The organism is Cupriavidus sp. NPDC089707, from assembly GCF_044748965.1.
GTDB lineage: Bacteria > Pseudomonadota > Gammaproteobacteria > Burkholderiales > Burkholderiaceae > Cupriavidus.
Window position 1 is genome coordinate 17,558 of the sequence record NZ_JBIVHB010000004.1, and the last position, 15,777, is coordinate 33,334.

17 protein-coding genes and 1 tRNA gene are annotated in these 15,777 nt (G+C 65.9%); 8 read left to right on the top strand and 10 right to left on the bottom strand.

The annotated features are described in order from the left end of the window. Positions 1-61 precede the first annotated feature (61 nt). On the top strand, positions 62-427 hold the full coding sequence (locus ACIP1U_RS08605) for a hypothetical protein (RefSeq protein WP_400313899.1): 366 nt from the start codon (positions 62-64) through the stop codon (positions 425-427). 63 nt (positions 428-490) lie between these two features. Here the strand turns inward: ACIP1U_RS08605 and ACIP1U_RS08610 are convergent, their stop codons facing one another. Continuing rightward, positions 491-2,008, bottom strand: coding sequence for an acetyl-CoA hydrolase/transferase family protein (locus tag ACIP1U_RS08610; RefSeq protein WP_400313902.1), 1,518 nt, complete (start codon positions 2,006-2,008; stop codon positions 491-493). Between the two features lie 412 nt (positions 2,009-2,420). Here ACIP1U_RS08610 and ACIP1U_RS08615 point away from each other — a divergent pair, with 412 nt between their 5' ends. After that, positions 2,421-3,017, top strand: a complete 597-nt coding sequence (locus ACIP1U_RS08615; protein ID WP_400313905.1) for a MarR family transcriptional regulator — start codon at positions 2,421-2,423, stop codon at positions 3,015-3,017. A gap of 207 nt (positions 3,018-3,224) precedes the next feature. Next, on the top strand, positions 3,225-8,093 hold the full coding sequence (locus tag ACIP1U_RS08620) for an NAD-glutamate dehydrogenase (RefSeq protein WP_400313907.1): 4,869 nt from the start codon (positions 3,225-3,227) through the stop codon (positions 8,091-8,093). 41 nt (positions 8,094-8,134) lie between these two features. On the opposite strand, the gene ACIP1U_RS08625 is transcribed toward ACIP1U_RS08620, so the two are convergent. The 3 genes from ACIP1U_RS08625 to ACIP1U_RS08635 all read right to left on the bottom strand — a co-directional run bounded on the left by ACIP1U_RS08625 (position 8,135) and on the right by ACIP1U_RS08635 (position 9,242). Then, on the bottom strand, positions 8,135-8,509 hold the full coding sequence (locus tag ACIP1U_RS08625; protein ID WP_400313910.1) for a hypothetical protein: 375 nt from the start codon (positions 8,507-8,509) through the stop codon (positions 8,135-8,137). 109 nt (positions 8,510-8,618) lie between these two features. Next, positions 8,619-8,807, bottom strand: a complete 189-nt coding sequence (locus ACIP1U_RS08630) for a hypothetical protein (RefSeq protein WP_400313913.1) — start codon at positions 8,805-8,807, stop codon at positions 8,619-8,621. Positions 8,808-8,852: 45 nt separating this feature from the next. Then, a complete protein-coding gene (locus tag ACIP1U_RS08635; protein ID WP_400313916.1) occupies positions 8,853-9,242 on the bottom strand; it encodes a hypothetical protein in 390 nt (129 codons plus the stop codon). Positions 9,243-9,510: 268 nt separating this feature from the next. On the opposite strand from ACIP1U_RS08635, the gene ACIP1U_RS08640 reads away from it, so the two are divergent. The 5 genes from ACIP1U_RS08640 to ACIP1U_RS08660 all read left to right on the top strand — a co-directional run bounded on the left by ACIP1U_RS08640 (position 9,511) and on the right by ACIP1U_RS08660 (position 11,401). Then, positions 9,511-9,771: a hypothetical protein gene (locus tag ACIP1U_RS08640; RefSeq protein ID WP_400313919.1), complete on the top strand. Its 261-nt coding sequence runs from the start codon at positions 9,511-9,513 to the stop codon at positions 9,769-9,771. A 41-nt stretch (positions 9,772-9,812) separates the two neighbouring features. Then, positions 9,813-10,319: a cupin domain-containing protein gene (locus ACIP1U_RS08645; protein WP_400313922.1), complete on the top strand. Its 507-nt coding sequence runs from the start codon at positions 9,813-9,815 to the stop codon at positions 10,317-10,319. Positions 10,320-10,509: 190 nt separating this feature from the next. After that, the gene (locus tag ACIP1U_RS08650) at positions 10,510-10,758 is read left to right on the top strand and encodes a hypothetical protein (protein ID WP_400313925.1); all 249 of its coding nucleotides are present in this window, start codon (positions 10,510-10,512) and stop codon (positions 10,756-10,758) included. Positions 10,759-10,761: 3 nt separating this feature from the next. Further along, complete coding sequence (locus ACIP1U_RS08655) at positions 10,762-11,055, top strand: hypothetical protein (RefSeq protein WP_400313928.1); 294 nt, start codon at positions 10,762-10,764, stop codon at positions 11,053-11,055. A gap of 97 nt (positions 11,056-11,152) precedes the next feature. Next, a complete protein-coding gene (locus ACIP1U_RS08660) occupies positions 11,153-11,401 on the top strand; it encodes a DUF2188 domain-containing protein (RefSeq protein ID WP_400313931.1) in 249 nt (82 codons plus the stop codon). Here ACIP1U_RS08660 and ACIP1U_RS08665 read toward each other — a convergent pair. The 6 genes from ACIP1U_RS08665 to pheT all read right to left on the bottom strand — a co-directional run bounded on the left by ACIP1U_RS08665 (position 11,398) and on the right by pheT (position 15,757). Beyond that, entirely contained in the window at positions 11,398-11,550 is a 153-nt protein-coding gene (locus ACIP1U_RS08665; RefSeq protein ID WP_400313934.1) for a hypothetical protein, read from the bottom strand. The two genes, ACIP1U_RS08660 and ACIP1U_RS08665, sit on opposite strands and share 4 nt — an antisense overlap. A 111-nt stretch (positions 11,551-11,661) precedes the next feature. Beyond that, a complete protein-coding gene (locus tag ACIP1U_RS08670) occupies positions 11,662-11,943 on the bottom strand; it encodes a hypothetical protein (protein ID WP_400313936.1) in 282 nt (93 codons plus the stop codon). A 185-nt stretch (positions 11,944-12,128) separates the two neighbouring features. Beyond that, positions 12,129-12,205: transfer RNA gene (locus tag ACIP1U_RS08675), tRNA-Pro, on the bottom strand. Positions 12,206-12,261: 56 nt separating this feature from the next. Then, positions 12,262-12,684: a MerR family transcriptional regulator gene (locus tag ACIP1U_RS08680; protein ID WP_400313939.1), complete on the bottom strand. Its 423-nt coding sequence runs from the start codon at positions 12,682-12,684 to the stop codon at positions 12,262-12,264. Between the two features lie 125 nt (positions 12,685-12,809). Further along, positions 12,810-13,220: an integration host factor subunit alpha gene (locus tag ACIP1U_RS08685; RefSeq protein ID WP_400313941.1), complete on the bottom strand. Its 411-nt coding sequence runs from the start codon at positions 13,218-13,220 to the stop codon at positions 12,810-12,812. Between the two features lie 89 nt (positions 13,221-13,309). Then, complete coding sequence (gene pheT, locus ACIP1U_RS08690; protein WP_400313943.1) at positions 13,310-15,757, bottom strand: phenylalanine--tRNA ligase subunit beta; 2,448 nt, start codon at positions 15,755-15,757, stop codon at positions 13,310-13,312. Positions 15,758-15,777: the final 20 nt, after the last annotated feature.

Genomic DNA, 15,777 nt, shown 5'->3' on the forward strand with positions numbered 1-15,777 from the left:
TCGGCCCCAAACCCCGCATCGCACAAGGCGCTGCGATGCCGATTTCGCGAGGATAGAAGAGATGCTGAAGAAGACCGTTTCGACCCTGATCGTTGCAGCATTCGCCGCTGTGGGCGCGACGCAGGTTTATGCGCAGAAGAACTACACCGACGGCGGCGACCTTTACGGCGGCAGCCACACCAAGAAGCAGGCCAGCCCGAACCAGAACCCGGCGAAGTCGGGCAAGTTCGACCCCTACACCGATGGCGCCAAGCAGTCGACGCGCTCTGACCTCACCAACTCGGGCCAGAAAAAATTCGACCCGAATACCGATGGTGCCAAGTCGGGCAAATTCGATCCGTACACCGACGGCGCCAAGGCCGGCAAGTACGATCCCTACACCGATGGCGCCAAGGCGCCCGCCAGCCAGGGCAACAAGGCTCAGTAAGCCCGCAGTGTTTAGGCAAGACAGCCCGCTTCGGCGGGCTGTTTGCATTCTTGCGTACGGGTCTCAGGCAGCCAGCGCCCGCGCCGGCTGTGCGGGCTGCATCGTGCCGCGGTCGCGGAAGCCGACATGCCAGGACAGCGCCTCTTCCAGCAGGTGCGGCGTCTGGCCGCCATGAGCGCTGGCGCGGCGGAAATAGTCACCCAGCAGCTCACGGTATTGCGGATCGGCGCAATTGGCGATGACGGTGCGCGCGCGCTCGCGCGGTGCCAGGCCGCGCAGGTCGGCCAGGCCGTGCTCGGTGACAATGATGTCGACGTCGTGCTCGGTATGGTCCACGTGCGCCACCATCGGCACAATGCTCGAGACATCGCCGCCCTTGGCCACTGACTTGGTCACGAACACCGACAGGTGCGCATTGCGCGCAAAGTCGCCGGAGCCGCCGATGCCGTTCATCATGTGCGTGCCGCCCACGTGCGTGGAATTGACGTTGCCGTAGATATCGCACTCCAGCGCGGTGTTGATGGTGATCAGACCCAGCCGGCGCAGGATCTCGGGATGATTGCTGATTTCCTGCGGGCGCAGCAGCAGCCGCGAGCGGTAGCGGTCCAGGTTCGACAGGAAGCGCTGGTACACCTCGCGCGTCAGCGTCACCGACGACGCCGAGGCGAACGAAAGCCGGCCCGCATCGAGCAATTCTATGGTGCTGTCCTGCAGCACCTCCGAATACATCTTGAGGTCGCGGAACGGCGAGTCCACCAGCCCGTGCAGCACCGCGTTGGCGATGGTGCCGATCCCCGCCTGCAGCGGCTGCAGCGACGGCGACAGCTTGCCCGCGCGCACTTCGTGCAGCAGGAAGTCATTAAGGTGCCCAGCGATGCTGCGGGTCTCGTCATCCGGCGGCAGCGCATTGGAGGGGCTGTCGTCCTTGGCGGTGATGACGATCGCGGCAATCTTTTCCGGATCGATCGGGATATACGGGAGCCCGATGCGCTGCTCTGGCGCGATCAGCGGAATCGGCTGACGGTACGGGCGCTGGACCGGGAAACAGATGTCATGCAGCCCTTCCAGTTCCAGCGGCATGTTCATGTTGATCTCGACGATCACCTTGCGCGCCAGCATGGCAAAGCTGGCCGAATTGCCCACCGAAGTGCTGGGGATGATGCCGCCCTGCCCAGTGATGGCAACGGCCTCGACCACCGCCACGTCCACCGGTGCGATCTGGCCGGAACGCAGTTGCTCGACGGTTTCGGACAGGTGCTGGTCGATGAACATCACTTCGCCGGCGTTGATCTTGCGGCGCAGCGTGGCATCGGACTGGAACGGCAGGCGGCGCGCGATCACATCGGCCTCGGCCAGGACACGGTCGATGTCGTTGCCGAGCGAGGCGCCCGTCATCAGGGTAATGCGCAGCGGCTCGGTGGCCGCGCGCCGCGCCAGTGCGAACGGGACTTCCTTGCAGTCGCCCGCGCGGGTGAAGCCGCTCATGCCTACCGTCATGCCGTCGCGGATCAGCGCGGCGGCTTCGTCAGCCGAGACTACCTTGTCATGCAGCCTGGCCAGGCGAATGCGTTCCTTGTACATCGTTATCTCCGGTCTGGCGGCACAGGCCCTTGCCTGCGCCGCTCGCCCCGTGCCTTGTTTGCCGGAAGGCTGGCGTGTGGGGTCTCCGGCTGGCAGTGTAGCCAGCCGACTCTATTCCGGCTGTGATTTAAAATCATGAACGCCAGTCGCTTTCTTCATAGCCGATGCCGGTACCAGGGACCTGCGTGCCACTAGCTGCGTCCGGAGCCTCAGGACTTACCCGCAATGTCACAAAAATGGCAAAAGCTTCTGGTAGTGTCTCGCCCTATCGGTTGAACGGGCCCGCCAGAGAGGTTCAGCAACCGTGCCGCCCGGGCCGGCCATGCTCGGCCCAGCAACCCGTTGCAACAGCGTGACGGGTGCCCGCAGCATTCGTAGTGGCGGCAAATTTAAAAATCAGGAGACGCCATTCATGCAGCCCAGACCTCTCGAACCCAACGAGCCGGTCGTCCTTGCACTGGTCGACGCCGTCACCGCCTGGCAGGACGCCTTGGAGCAGACCCTCTCCGCCTCTGGCCTGACTTACGCCAAATGGCTGTTGCTGCGCGCGATCAAGCGCGGCGACTTCGTGCGCGGTGCCCCGTTGCCGGGCGCCATGCCGATCGATGTTCCGCAATCTGAACTGCTGCTGCATGAACTGCGCCGCGACGGCTGGATCGAGTATGCCGAGGCCGATACGCCGCGCATCTCCGGCACGGCCGTTAGCCGCCTGGAACGCGCCTCGCAGGCGCTCAGCGCGCTGCACAGCGTGTCGGTGGCGCCGTTCAGCTCGCAGGAGCGCGTCGCGCTGGGCAGCCTGCTGGAACGGATGAAGATCCGGCTGAGCGACCACACCACGCGTCAGGTCCGCGTGGGCAGCGAAGCCGCGCGCCAGGACAAGCTGGCGACGACTGCCGCCGGTACTGCCAGCGGGATTGCCCCGCAGGCTTCCGTCGCCCCCTGCACGGGACTGCCCCCGGTTGCGCATCGCCCGGCCTCTTGCCCTACCCTCGCCAGCGCGCGCTTCTGACGCGCGAATCCGGGCCGGTTGCCGCCTCCTTTGCAGGCGGACCGGCCGCACTGTCCGGATCGTTCGCTTTCTTCGCGACTTTATCCCGCCAGGTGCGCTGATTTTTCCTAAAGTATGAGCATGCCCCGGCACATGCCCGACCGGGCGGCGTCATTGCCGCACGGGCCGCGCGAGCCGCGTCGTCCATCGATACCGCGAGGAGGGATCATGCCGCAGGAGAACGAAGACAAAGTCGCGCACCTGCTGGACGAACTGCTTGCCTTTGCGCGGGAGCGGCTGCCGGCGGCCACGTTCGGCGCCGCCGAGCCCTTCCTGCGGCACTACTACGACCAGGCCGACGCCGACGACCTGCTGCACCGCGAAGTCGCCGACCTGTACGGCGCCGTCATGGCGCACTGGCAGACCGCACAGAAGTTCGTCCCGGGGAGCGCGCGCATCCGCATCTACAACCCCACCCTGGAAGAGCATGGCTGGCACTCCGACCATACCGTGGTCGAGATCGTCAACGACGACATGCCCTTCCTGGTCGACTCCGTAACCATGGAGATCAACCGGCAAGGGTTGGCGTTGCATTCGGCGATCCACCCGGTGTTCCGCGTCTGGCGTAGTGCGGCGGGCGGGATCGAGCGCATCGCCCTGGGCGGCGCCGGCGAGCCTGGCGACAATTCGCGCCTGGAATCCTTCATCCACTTCGAGGTCGACCGCAGTGGCGAGGCCGCCCGGCTGGACGCGCTGCGCAGCGGTATCGCGCGCGTGCTGGGCGACGTGCGCGCCGCGGTCGAAGACTGGCCGGCGATGTGCGACATCGCCCAGGCAACCATCGCCATGCTGGCGCAGGCACCGGATTCCGCTGCGCCCGACAGCACAGAGGCCCGCGCCTTCCTGGAATGGATGATGGACGACCATTTCAGCTTCCTCGGCCAGCGCGACTACCAGTTGGTGGCGCAGGAAGGGCGCTATTTCCTGCGCGGCGTGCCGGGCTCGGGCGCGGGCATCCTGCGCGAGAGCCTGCGCGAGCCGGATGCGCAGGACCTGACGCCGTTGCCCGCCGCGGCCACCGCCATCATCGAGGGGCCCTCGCCGATCTTCGTCACCAAGGCCAACTCGCGCGCCAGCGTGCACCGGCCGGGCTATCTCGACTATATCGGTGTCAAGTTGCTTGATGCACAGGGCCAGCTGTTCGGTGAGCGCCGCTTCGTGGGCCTGTACACCTCGACCGCCTACATGGCACCGATCGCCGAGATCCCGCTGGTACGGCGCAAGTGCGCCAATATCCTGGCGCGCGCCGGCTTTCTCACCAAAGGCCACCTGTACAAGTCGCTCGTCACCATCCTCGAGCAATACCCGCGCGACGAACTGTTCCAGGCGAGCGAGGATGAACTGTTCGACATCACCATGGGCATCCTGCGGCTGCAGGAGCACCAGCGCACACGGCTGTTCGTGCGGCGCGACCGTTTCGACCGCTTTGTCTCGTGCCTGGTGTTCGTGCCGCGCGACAAGTACAACACCGACCTGCGCCAGAAGATCCAGAAGCTGCTGACCGCGGCCTTCCACGGCACCAGTTGCGAATTCACGCCGCTGCTGTCGGAATCGCCGCTGGCGCGCATCCAGCTGACCGTGCGCGGCGAGCCGGGCACGATGCCGCACGTCGATACGGCGGAACTGGAGCAACGCATCGTCCATGCCAGCCGCCGCTGGCAGGACGACCTTGCCGAAGCGCTGCACGAAAGCCATGGTGAAGAACAAGGCAACCGGCTGCTGCAGCGCTACGGCGGCTCGTTCCCGGCGGGCTACCGCGAAGACTATCCCGCCCGGACCGCGGTGCGCGACATCGAGCTGATGGAGCACGCGCTGCGCGCGCACCACAGCGCGCGCGGCATGGCCATGAACCTGTACCGGCCGATCGAGGCCGCGCCGGGCGCGTTCCGCTTCAAGGTCTATCGCGCCGGCGAGCCGATCGCGCTGTCGCACAGCCTGCCCATGCTCGAACACCTGGGCGTGCGCGTGGACGAAGAGCGCCCCTACCTGATCGAGCCCGACAGCGGCGCGCCGGTCTGGGTCCATGACTTCGGGCTGGAGATTGCCGACAGCGGCGGTGCGGCGGACTTCGATATCGCGCGCGTCAAGGCACTGTTCGAAGACGCCTTTGCGCGCGCCTGGCACGGCGAAATCGAGAACGACGACCTGAACCGGCTGGTGCTGCGTGCCGAACTGGCCGCGCGCGACGTCACCATCCTGCGCGCCTACGCACGCTATTTGCGCCAGGTAGGCTCGACCTTCAGCGATGCCTATATCGAACGCGCGCTGACCGGCAATGCGGGCATCGCCGCGATGCTCGTCGCGCTGTTCATCGCGCGCTTCGACACCGTCAGCCAGGTGGCTGCCGACACCGCGCGCCAGGCACGCTGCGACAAGCTGCTGGCCGAGATCGAAGCAGCGCTCGACAAGGTGCCCAACCTCGACGAGGACCGCATCCTGCGGCTCTTTCTAGGCGTGATCCAGGCCACGGTGCGCACAAACTATTTCCACCGCGGCGACGACGGCCAGCCGCGTCCCTATGTGTCGTTCAAGTTCAACCCGGCGCTGGTGCCAGGACTGCCCGAGCCGCGGCCGATGTTCGAGATCTGGGTCTATTCGCCGCGCGTCGAGGGCGTGCACCTGCGCGGCGGCCGCGTCGCGCGCGGCGGGCTGCGCTGGTCCGACCGCCGCGAAGACTTCCGCACCGAGGTGCTGGGGCTGATGAAGGCGCAGATGGTGAAGAACACGGTGATCGTGCCGGTGGGCTCCAAGGGCGGCTTCGTGGTCAAGCGGCCGCCCCCACCATCCGACCGCGATGCGTTCTTGCAGGAAGGTGTTAGCTGCTACCAGACCTTCCTGCGCGGGCTGCTGGACCTGACCGACAACCTTGTCGGCGGCCAGCTGGTGCCGCCACCCGACGTGGTACGGCATGATGACAACGACCCCTACCTGGTGGTCGCGGCCGACAAGGGCACCGCGACGTTCTCCGACTTCGCCAACGCGATTTCCGCCGATTATGGCTTCTGGCTCGACGATGCCTTCGCCTCCGGCGGCTCGGTTGGTTACGACCACAAGAAGATGGGCATCACCGCGCGCGGCGCGTGGGAATCGGTCAAGCGGCATTTCCGCGAGATGGGCGTCGATATCCAGACCACGGACTTCACCGTGGCCGGCGTCGGCGACATGTCGGGCGATGTGTTCGGCAACGGCATGCTGCTGTCGCCGCATATCAAGCTGGTAGCCGCCTTCGACCACCGCCACATCTTCCTCGACCCCGACCCCGATCCCGCGCGCACGCTGGAGGAACGCACGCGGCTGTTCAATCTGCCGCGCTCAAGTTGGGCAGACTACGACGCCACGCTGATCTCCGCCGGCGGCGGCATCTTCCCGCGCACGGCCAAGACCATCGCGTTGACGCCGCAGGTGCAGGCGGTGCTCGGCATCACGGCCGCTTCGCTGTCGCCGGCAGAGCTGATCCACGCCATCTTGATGGCTCCGGTCGACCTGCTCTATAACGGCGGCATCGGCACCTACGTCAAGTCCAGCCAGGAAACGCACCTGCAGGCCGGCGACCGCACCAACGACGCAGTACGCGTCAACGGCAACGAACTGCGCTGCAAGGTGATCGGGGAAGGCGGCAACCTGGGCTTTACCCAGCTGGGCCGGATCGAGTTCGCGCGCAAGGGCGGCCGCATCAACACCGATGCCATCGACAACTCCGCCGGCGTGGATTGCTCCGACCATGAGGTCAATATCAAGATCCTGCTTGGCCTGGTGATGGCCGATGGCGAGATGACCGAGAAGCAGCGCAACAAGCTGCTGGCCGAGATGACCGACGAGGTCGGCCTGCTGGTGCTGCAGGACAACTACTACCAGACCCAGGCGCTGTCGGTGGCCGGGCGCCACGCCACGGCGCTGCTCGATGGGGAGGCGCGGCTGGTGCGCTGGCTGGAACGCGCCGGGCGGCTGAACCGGGCGCTGGAATTCCTGCCTTCCGACGAAGAGATCGCCGAGCGCAAGCTGGCCGGCGAAGGGCTTACATCGCCCGAGCGCGCGGTGTTGCTGGCGTACAGCAAGATGTGGCTGTACGACGCGCTGCTGGATTCCGACGTGCCCGAAGACCCGCTGGTCGGCGGCCTGCTGGTCGATTACTTCCCGGTGCCGCTGCGCCAGCGCCATGGCGAAACCATGCATCGCCATCCACTGCGGCGCGAGATCCTGTCGACGCACCTGACCAATATGCTGGTCAACCGCATCGGCGCGACCTTCGTGCACCGGATCATGGAAGAAACCGACGCGCGCCCGGCCGACATCGTGCGCGCCTGCCTGATTGCGCGCGACGTGTTCGGGCTGACCGCGCTGTGGCAGGAGATCGATGCGCTGGACAACCGCGTGCCCGATGCCGAGCAGGCGCGCATGTTCGGCGAGGTGGCCGTGCTGCTGGAGCGGGCCTGCCTGTGGTTTATCCGCTATCTGCGCAGCGGCGGCCAGGCCGGCGCCGAACTGGCGCGCTTTACGCAGGCAGCGCAGTGGCTGATGCCGCAGTTGCCTCAGCTGCTGCCCCCGGCCGATGCGGCGACGCTGGCGGAACATGCCAGGACATTCTCCGATGCCGGTGTCGACGAGGCGCTTGCCTTGCGCGTTGCCGGCAGCGAGATTTCCGCGGCGGCGCTGGATATCGCCGAAGTGGCCAACGCGTGCGAGCGCAGCCTCGACCTGGTCGCGGGGGTGTATTTCGCGCTGGACAGCCACCTGAGCTTCAGCTGGCTGCGCGAGCGTGCGCTGGCGCTGCCTTCGGACACGCACTGGGACCTGCTGGCGCGCACGACCACGCTGGAAGACCTGGGCCGGCTCAAGCGCGCGCTGACGGTCAGCGTGCTGTCGCAGCAGGGGGAACTGGAATCGCCGGAAGCGATGATCGATGCCTGGCGTGCCAGCCGCCATGGCGCGCTGGAACGCTTTACACGCATGCTGGCCGACCAGCGCGCGTCGGGCGCGGCGGGACTGTCGATGCTGTCGGTCGCGGTGCGCGAGATCGGGATGCTCGAGCGCGGCTAGCGCGCCATCCGCGGAGCGGGCAACGCGGCAACAAGGCGGGCTTATTCGTCGGCGTCCGCGGCGCTGTCTTTGTCGCCGCTGTCGTCATCGATGTCCGTGTCGAGGCTGTCTTCGTCCCGGCGCGTACGAAGCTCCAGCCCGAGCAGCACCAGCAACTCGAAGGCATCTGACAACAGGTGCTTCTGCCGGGGCAGCAGGCTGGCATAGGGCATGTCGTAGATCGACTGGTGCGCGGCGCGCTGCCCCTTGAGGCCGCGGTCGCGCGCGATATCCGACAGCAGCGCGGCAAACCCGGACAGGTCCTGCGCCGCCAGCGCCGAATTCAATACCTTGGCGATGACTTCCGGGGAAGCGTTCGCCCAGCCCATGCGTTCAGCATTGGAAGCGGAGTCTTGAGGGGAGTCGGCAAAGTCCATTTTGTGTTTAACGGTCTCGCCCGAAGGAGCTTAAGTCGGCAGCCATGTGAATTTGACCCCACATGCGTGGGGTGCTGCACAGGCTTGCGGCGCCAAAACGGATAGCGGGCTAGCGCGCTGCCGGCTTCGCGGCTATCTGCCGGTAGACCGTGGTGCCGTTGCGCGCGGTGCGGGCCTTGACGTGGTTGCGGGCGCCGCATTGCGGGCAGCGGAATACCGGCCCCTGCCCTTCGTTACGGATCTGCACCTCGTCCGGCTCCCAGCGCGCGCCGCAAGCCTGGTTCCCACAAACAAACATGAACTCTCCTGAAAATTGAAAATTTGGGCCTCAATGGCAGCCCGCTCAACCATTGCGTTGCACCCACTGCCGCGCCCATGAAATCGCCGCGGAGCGGGCATCCTCGGGCGTGGCATGCGTGGTCGGCGGCGCGCCGCCTTCCAGCACGACAGCACCAGACTCCCAAATATCGCACAACGCCTTGAAACGTCCCGGCCCCAGCGCGTGGCAAAACACGTGGACCACAAAACCGCGATACTCGACGACGTCGGTCGCGTCATCGGTCAGCGCGCGGTCGGCGCTGGCATTGGATGGCACCACCGGTGCGTCCGCCCGCGGGTCCAGCCTGTCTCGCGCCGGATTTGCCCGCACCAGCGCCACACACGCACCGCCCAGCGCCGCGCCAAGCGCCACGCCCAGGCCAAACCAGCAAGCCCTGCTTCCACACTGCGCCATCGGCATCCCCTGTCAGCGGCCCCCGCCGGCCATCCTGTCACCTGCGCAAAGCACTGGCAGCGTGCGCGGTGTTGGTTTCAGGTTATACCAATCCGGAAGGAGGCCACTGCGGCTCACCAGCGACCTGAAATATGAATCCGGGGCGTGACCGAACCGCCGGCGGCGACTATACTGTATATCCATACAGCAACCCAACAGGCCTCCTATCCTGGCCGCCTGCCGCATGGTCCCTGCCATATGCCCCCCCTGCCATATGCCCCCCTGCCATATGCCCCTGTACCCGTCCAATTCCATCCTGCTTGAGGCCTTCTACTTCGGCGACGATGCTGAATCCCTGCGCCTGCCCTGCGGGAGCGTCAGCGTCGATGCCGGCGCCATCATCGTCGACGGCATCGAGCCCAAGCTGCTCCGGTCGCTGCGCTGGACACCCGATTTCCTCTCGTTCGAAGCGCACGGCACGCGCCACCGCTACCCGGTCAGCCGCCCCGCGCTGGTCGGCCCCGGGCAGGCACGCTTCGCCTTGCTTTAAGCTGTGGCTTCCGCCTGCATCAGGCCACGCCAAACGATCACATGCCAGACCGCAGCCTTGCCGCCAACGAACTGATCCGCACGCTTGAACTGAAGCCACACCCGGAAGGCGGCTTCTACCGCGAGACCCACCGCAGCGAAGAACGCATCGTGTGCGCCGACCAGCGTACGCGCGAAGCCAGTACCGCCATCTACTACATGTTGTGCGGCAACAACTATTCCGCATGGCACCGCATCCGTTCCGACGAGTTATGGCACTTCCACGCCGGTTCGCCGATAGACCTGCACAGTATCGCTGACGGCGGCATCGTCACCCAGCGTCTCGGCGATCCGTTGCGCCACGCTGGCGCGTCCTTCCAGGCGATGGTGCCCGCCGGCCGGTGGTTTGCCGCGGAACGCGTGGACCTGGGAGACGGCGTTGACTTTGCGCTGGTCGGTTGTACCGTAGCACCAGCCTTCCAGTTCAGCGAGTTCGAACTGGCCGATGCGGCCACGCTTGCGGGCCTGGCAAGTGGCCATGACACCCTGCTGCGCCGACTCTCGCGATAGCGCGCGGCAAAAAAAAAACAGCCCGCCGCGGCGGGGTGCGGGCGGGCCGGTCAGGACTGCTGCGCCAGTCTACGCCGTCATCGCGTGCGCCCATCAGCAAAGAACCCCATTATCCCACCGCTTTTTCCACCGACAGTCCGCGCACCAGCGCTATACTGTATATCCATACAGTATTTTTCCTGTGCGCCCCATGTCACCCGAACCCGCCAACTGCCCCGTTTGCGGCGCCGCCGCCGAGCGCCTGCGCGCCGCGCCGCGCGGTTACCGCTACACCTGCCCCAGCTGCGGCACCTTCCAGATCAGCTCCCGTGCGCTGTCATGCCGCCCCGGCCTGCCGGCCTCGGCGCGCGAAGATATCCGCAGGCTGCGCGCCTACGGCCACCTGCCGCTCCTGGAGCTGACCCGGGATGGTGTCAGCATCAGCCCTGGCAGGCCTTGACCAATGGGCAACAACAAGCTTGCTTCCCGCTGCCAGGTGCCGGCAGCGGCGCCCGACAACTACCCGGTCCCCGGAGCCAATGGCATCCTTGGCCACATCCCCGGCCACTACATTGCCGCCGCGCTGGGCACGCTCGGCCCCGCTACGCGCGACGGGCCAGCCCACCGCGAAGTGCTGCTCGAGGCCGGCCACGCTGGCACCGTACGGCTGTTCATCGAAAAGAAGCAGGCGCGCCACGGCCGTTACACGCATCACTACTGGTCCGCATACCGTGCCGAGCCCGAGCAACGGCCGTAAAGGGTGCTCGCGCACGGCACGGCTGTCGGACAACGACGGATACCGGCACACCGCGCGGGCGTCGAGACTGGCTGCATCGACACAACCGGAGACCGCCATGCCAGGCGACAACATCCACGTCGTTCCCGTCGAACACGGCTGGGCAATCGAATCTGAAGGCAGCACCGCCGGGCGCCAGCTGTTTGCGTCGCAGGAAGACGCGATCGCCGCCGGCACGGAGAAAGCGAAGCAACTGCGCGTCGAGCCTCTGGTGCACGGCCGAGACGGCCAGATTCGCATGCGCAACAGCTTCGGCAGCGCCCCGTCCGATATCACGGGGTCATATCGATGCTCGCCCGCGGGCTAGTCTCCGCTGCCACCGAGATACACCCCCTCGACGCGCGACCGCATCGCATAGTAAGCGAGTATCAACGATGCGGTCAGCGCAAGCCCCGCCACCGCCAGCGCGATGCAGGTGGTACCGGCAATCCCCATCCCATGGTCCTTGTCCGACATGCCGTCCTCCGTCGTTGCAACAGGATGCGATCGTCCTGTCATGCCATGGCCGCAGCCAGAGCATTCACTATAGGCGTGATGCGGAAAACGGTTGCGGCGAAGGTCACGCGTCTATGAACGCTTGCATTCGACCTTCTCCTCATACTCTCCGTCGTCGTCCCATTTACGCTCAATCAGGCACGGACCGTCGCGGTACTTTTCCTTGTGCTCATAGCCGCGCGGACCGCCCTTGCACTTGCGCTCTTCCTTGTATTCGCCATCCGGCTTGACCTCGCGCTCGATCTTGCAGGGACCGCTGCGGAATTTTTCCTTGTACTCGCCGCCGGCATGGGAGACGGGTGAGGCCATAAGGCAGGAGAAGATGACAATGGGGGTGAGGTGCGTGCGTGCCATGGTAACGACCTGCGCATGGGATCACTGAGCATAACAACAGCCGCTGTCAGCAGGTGTATCAAAGCGTTACGCCTCATCACAACCGGGCGATGCGATGCAAGCCGTGGCAAACGAGATCGCATCACTCGGGCAAGACGCGCACAGAAAAAAACCCGCCTGGCTTTCACCAAGCGGGTTTCTTGTTCTGGTCGGGGCGAGAGGATTTGAACCTCCGACCACCTGCACCCCATGCAGGTACGCTACCAGGCTGCGCTACGCCCCGAAAGAAGAAGATTATATCAGAAGCATTTCGCGTATGACTAGCTCCGGGCGCACAAATTATCCGTGCTTCGCGATCTCGCGCAGTTGCGCGAGCAGGTGCTGAACCTCGACCAGTTCATCGCGCAGACCGGCGACATCGATCGACAGCGCCGCCTGGCTTTCCTCGCGTCTTTCGTCGGCGGCTTCCGACGTGGCGGCGGTGTGATGACGGCCTTCGTCCAGCCGGTTGCGCGCGCCGTTGATGGTGAAGCCCTGCTCGTACAGCAGCTCGCGGATGCGCCGGATCAGCAGCACTTCGTGGTGCTGGTAGTAGCGGCGGTTACCGCGGCGCTTGACCGGCTTGAGTTGCGTGAACTCCTGCTCCCAGTAGCGCAGGACATGCGGCTTGACGGCGCAAAGCTCGCTCACCTCACCGATGGTGAAGTAGCGCTTGGCCGGGATCGGCGGCAACGCGATGCGTTCGCTGGATTTGTCCGACATGCAGTGTGTAGACGAGCGTCAGGCCATGCCGGCCACGAGGTTGGCGCGCAGGGTTTTGCGCGCCCAGAAGGATACCGATGCAAGCCTGCGGAAGCAATCCGCCGTTCGGGTGACGTGGTGACGCGTCAGCCGGCGATGTCCGCGCGCTCTTCCACCAGGCCCTTGAGCTTCTGGCTGGCGTGGAACGTCACGACCCGGCGCGCGGTGATCGGAATCACTTCACCGGTCTTGGGATTGCGGCCGGGCCGCTGCGGCTTGTCGCGCAACTGGAAGTTGCCGAAGCCGGACAGCTTGACACTGTCGCCCTGCTCCAGCGCTTCGCGGATGACGTCGAAGAAGGCTTCGACCATATCCTTGGATTCGCGCTTGTTCAGGCCGACCTGGTCGAACAGCATCTCGGCAAGTTCGGCCTTGGTCAGCGTGGGAACTTCGGGCGCGCGGCTATCCGGCGTCGCGTCGTCAAGGGTGGAAGCCTGCCGGTCGCTCATGTCACCCAGTGCTGCAGCGGTCATGGAATTCGCGTCTCGATCATTCATGTCGATCGCTCTAGTGTCTGTCTGGCGATCCGCCCGGGGCCAGGCCCGGGCGCCCTTGTTTATCGTAAGCCGTCGCTAGTGGCGTCAGTCTAGCCGCGCAGCCGGGCCTGGAAGGCCTCTGTCAGCGCGTCGACCATGGAGCGCACTGCGCTGTCGACGGTTTCGTCCTGGAGGGTCGACCCAGTATCTTGCAAGGTCACCCGGAACGCAAGGCTTTTCTCGTCCTCGCCGATGGCGGCCGAAGCGGCCTTGGGACGGAACTCGTCGAACAGCACCAGGCCTTGGCAGAAGCGGCCGTAGCCCTGCTTTTCCAGTGCCGCGCGCATCGTGTCGAGCATGTCCTGCACGCGTACCGATTGCTTCACCACCACGGCCAGGTCGCGCACTGCGGCCGGGAACTTGGAGATTTCGGTGTACGCAGGCAGGCCGGTCTCGCGCAGCGTGTCGAGTTCCAGTTCGAACAGCACCGGTGCGTGCTGCAGTTCGTATTCCTGCAGCCAGCGCGGATGCAGTTCGCCGACCACGCCAACTGGCCTGCCATCAACCAGCACGCGCGCGGCGCGGCCAGGATGCAGCGCCGGGTGCGACACCGGCTCGAAGCGCGGCACGCGCGGATGGAACAGCGCCTCGACATCGCCCTTGACGTCGAAGAAGTCGACGTTGCGCGTGGCGATGCCCCACTGCTCTTCAAACGCCGGGCCGTAGGCGATGCCCGCGGCCATCATCGGCTGGTGGTAGCCGGCCACCGTCAGGCCGCCGTCTTTCACGCTCTCGTCGCGATGGAACACGCGGCCCACCTCGAACATGCGCACGCGCGCGGCCTTGCGGTTCAGGTTGTAGCGCACCTTGTCGACCAGGCCGCCGACCAGCGACGAACGCATCACGGCCAGCTGGCTGGCGATCGGGTTCAGCAGGCGGATCGGCTTGTCGTTGGCGGCGAAGTCGCGTTCCCACTTCTCTTCGACGAAGGCGAAGTTGATGATCTCCTGGTAATCGCGCGCAGCCAGCGCGTGGCGCACCACGTGCGTCGAGCGGCGGGCTTCGTTGGTCGGGCGCATTTCGCTTTCGGCGACCGGCGGCCGCGCCGGGATGCGCTCGAAACCGTAGATGCGCGCGACTTCCTCGATCAGGTCTTCCTCGATCTCGATGTCGAAGCGGTAGCTCGGCGGCGTGACCTCAAACACTTCGCCTTCGGCGCCTTGCGCGCGCGTGAACGGCAGCTGCAGACGCTGGAATACGTCGGCGATGGCAGCCGACGACAGCTCGATGCCGAGCACGCGCTCGGCGCGCGCCACGCGCAGGCTGACCGGCTTGCGCACCGGCAGGTTGACCACGTGGTCGTCCACCGGACCCGCCTGGCCACCGCAGATCTCGAGGATCAGCGCGGTGATGCGCTCGATATGCTCGACGGTGGTGGCATAGTCCACGCCGCGCTCGAAACGGTGTCCGGCGTCGGTGGAGAAGTTGTAGCGGCGGCTGCGGCCCTGGATCGCGGCCGGCCACCAGAAGGCGGCTTCGAGGTAGATGTCGGTGGTGTCCAGCGTGACGGCAGTGCTGTCGCCGCCCATGATGCCGGCCAGGCTCTCGATCTCCTTGTCGTCAGCGATCACGCCGACCTGCTCGTCGACCTCGATGGTATTGCCGTTCAGCAGCTTGATCTGCTCGCCCTTGCGGCCCCAGCGCACGTCCAGGCCACCGTGGATCTTGTGCAGGTCGAATACGTGCGACGGACGGCCCAACTCCAGCATTACGTAGTTCGAGATGTCGACCAACGCGGACACGCTGCGCTGCCCCGAGCGCTCCAGGCGCTGAACCATCCACTGCGGCGTGGCGGCACGCGCATTGACGCCGCGGATGATGCGGCCGGAGAAGCGGCCACACAGATCGGGCGCCGACACCTTGACCGGCAGCTTGTCCTGGATCGTCACCGGCACCGGCTTCATGTCGGGCAGGTTCAGCGCGGCACCGGTCAGCGCCGAGACTTCGCGCGCGACGCCGTGGATCGACAGGCAATCCGCCTTGTTCGGCGTCAGCTTGATGACAAAGACCTGGTCGTCCAGGTTCAGGTGTTCGCGGATGTTCTGGCCGACCGGCGCATCTTCCGACAGCACCATCAGGCCGCCGTGGTCTTCGGACAGCTTCAGTTCGCGCGCCGAGCACAGCATGCCGTAGCTGTCCACGCCACGCAGCTTGCCGACCTTGATCTCGAACGGCTGGCCGCCGTCCTCTGCCGGCGGCAGCACCGCGCCGACCAGTGCGCACGGCACCTTGATGCCGGGCTTGACGTTGGGCGCACCGCAGACGATCTGCAGGGTCTCGCCGGTGCCGGCATCGACCTGGCACACGTTGAGGCGATCGGCGTTGGGATGGCGCTCGGTCGACAGCACGTGCGCGACCACCACCTTGTCGAACGGCGGTGCGACCGGGCCCACCTCTTCCACTTCGAGCCCGGCCATGGTCAGGCTGTGCGACAGCGCGTCGGTGGAGATCTTTTCAGGGTTGGCGAAGGTGCGAAGCCAGGATTCCGAGAATTGCATGGCGCTTCTGATCCGGTAAG

Excerpts from the sequence above, each read along its gene's own strand:
- ACIP1U_RS08605 (WP_400313899.1), top strand. The coding sequence starts at position 62 with ATGCTGAAGAAGACCGTTTCGACCCTGATCGTTGCAGCATTCGCCGCT.
- ACIP1U_RS08610 (WP_400313902.1), bottom strand. The coding sequence starts at position 2,008 with ATGTACAAGGAACGCATTCGCCTGGCCAGGCTGCATGACAAGGTAGTC.
- ACIP1U_RS08615 (WP_400313905.1), top strand. The coding sequence starts at position 2,421 with ATGCAGCCCAGACCTCTCGAACCCAACGAGCCGGTCGTCCTTGCACTG.
- ACIP1U_RS08620 (WP_400313907.1), top strand. The coding sequence starts at position 3,225 with ATGCCGCAGGAGAACGAAGACAAAGTCGCGCACCTGCTGGACGAACTG.
- ACIP1U_RS08625 (WP_400313910.1), bottom strand. The coding sequence starts at position 8,509 with ATGGACTTTGCCGACTCCCCTCAAGACTCCGCTTCCAATGCTGAACGC.
- ACIP1U_RS08630 (WP_400313913.1), bottom strand. The coding sequence starts at position 8,807 with ATGTTTGTTTGTGGGAACCAGGCTTGCGGCGCGCGCTGGGAGCCGGAC.
- ACIP1U_RS08635 (WP_400313916.1), bottom strand. The coding sequence starts at position 9,242 with ATGGCGCAGTGTGGAAGCAGGGCTTGCTGGTTTGGCCTGGGCGTGGCG.
- ACIP1U_RS08640 (WP_400313919.1), top strand. The coding sequence starts at position 9,511 with ATGCCCCTGTACCCGTCCAATTCCATCCTGCTTGAGGCCTTCTACTTC.
- ACIP1U_RS08645 (WP_400313922.1), top strand. The coding sequence starts at position 9,813 with ATGCCAGACCGCAGCCTTGCCGCCAACGAACTGATCCGCACGCTTGAA.
- ACIP1U_RS08650 (WP_400313925.1), top strand. The coding sequence starts at position 10,510 with ATGTCACCCGAACCCGCCAACTGCCCCGTTTGCGGCGCCGCCGCCGAG.
- ACIP1U_RS08655 (WP_400313928.1), top strand. The coding sequence starts at position 10,762 with ATGGGCAACAACAAGCTTGCTTCCCGCTGCCAGGTGCCGGCAGCGGCG.
- ACIP1U_RS08660 (WP_400313931.1), top strand. The coding sequence starts at position 11,153 with ATGCCAGGCGACAACATCCACGTCGTTCCCGTCGAACACGGCTGGGCA.
- ACIP1U_RS08665 (WP_400313934.1), bottom strand. The coding sequence starts at position 11,550 with ATGTCGGACAAGGACCATGGGATGGGGATTGCCGGTACCACCTGCATC.
- ACIP1U_RS08670 (WP_400313936.1), bottom strand. The coding sequence starts at position 11,943 with ATGGCACGCACGCACCTCACCCCCATTGTCATCTTCTCCTGCCTTATG.
- ACIP1U_RS08680 (WP_400313939.1), bottom strand. The coding sequence starts at position 12,684 with ATGTCGGACAAATCCAGCGAACGCATCGCGTTGCCGCCGATCCCGGCC.
- ACIP1U_RS08685 (WP_400313941.1), bottom strand. The coding sequence starts at position 13,220 with ATGAATGATCGAGACGCGAATTCCATGACCGCTGCAGCACTGGGTGAC.
- pheT (WP_400313943.1), bottom strand. The coding sequence starts at position 15,757 with ATGCAATTCTCGGAATCCTGGCTTCGCACCTTCGCCAACCCTGAAAAG.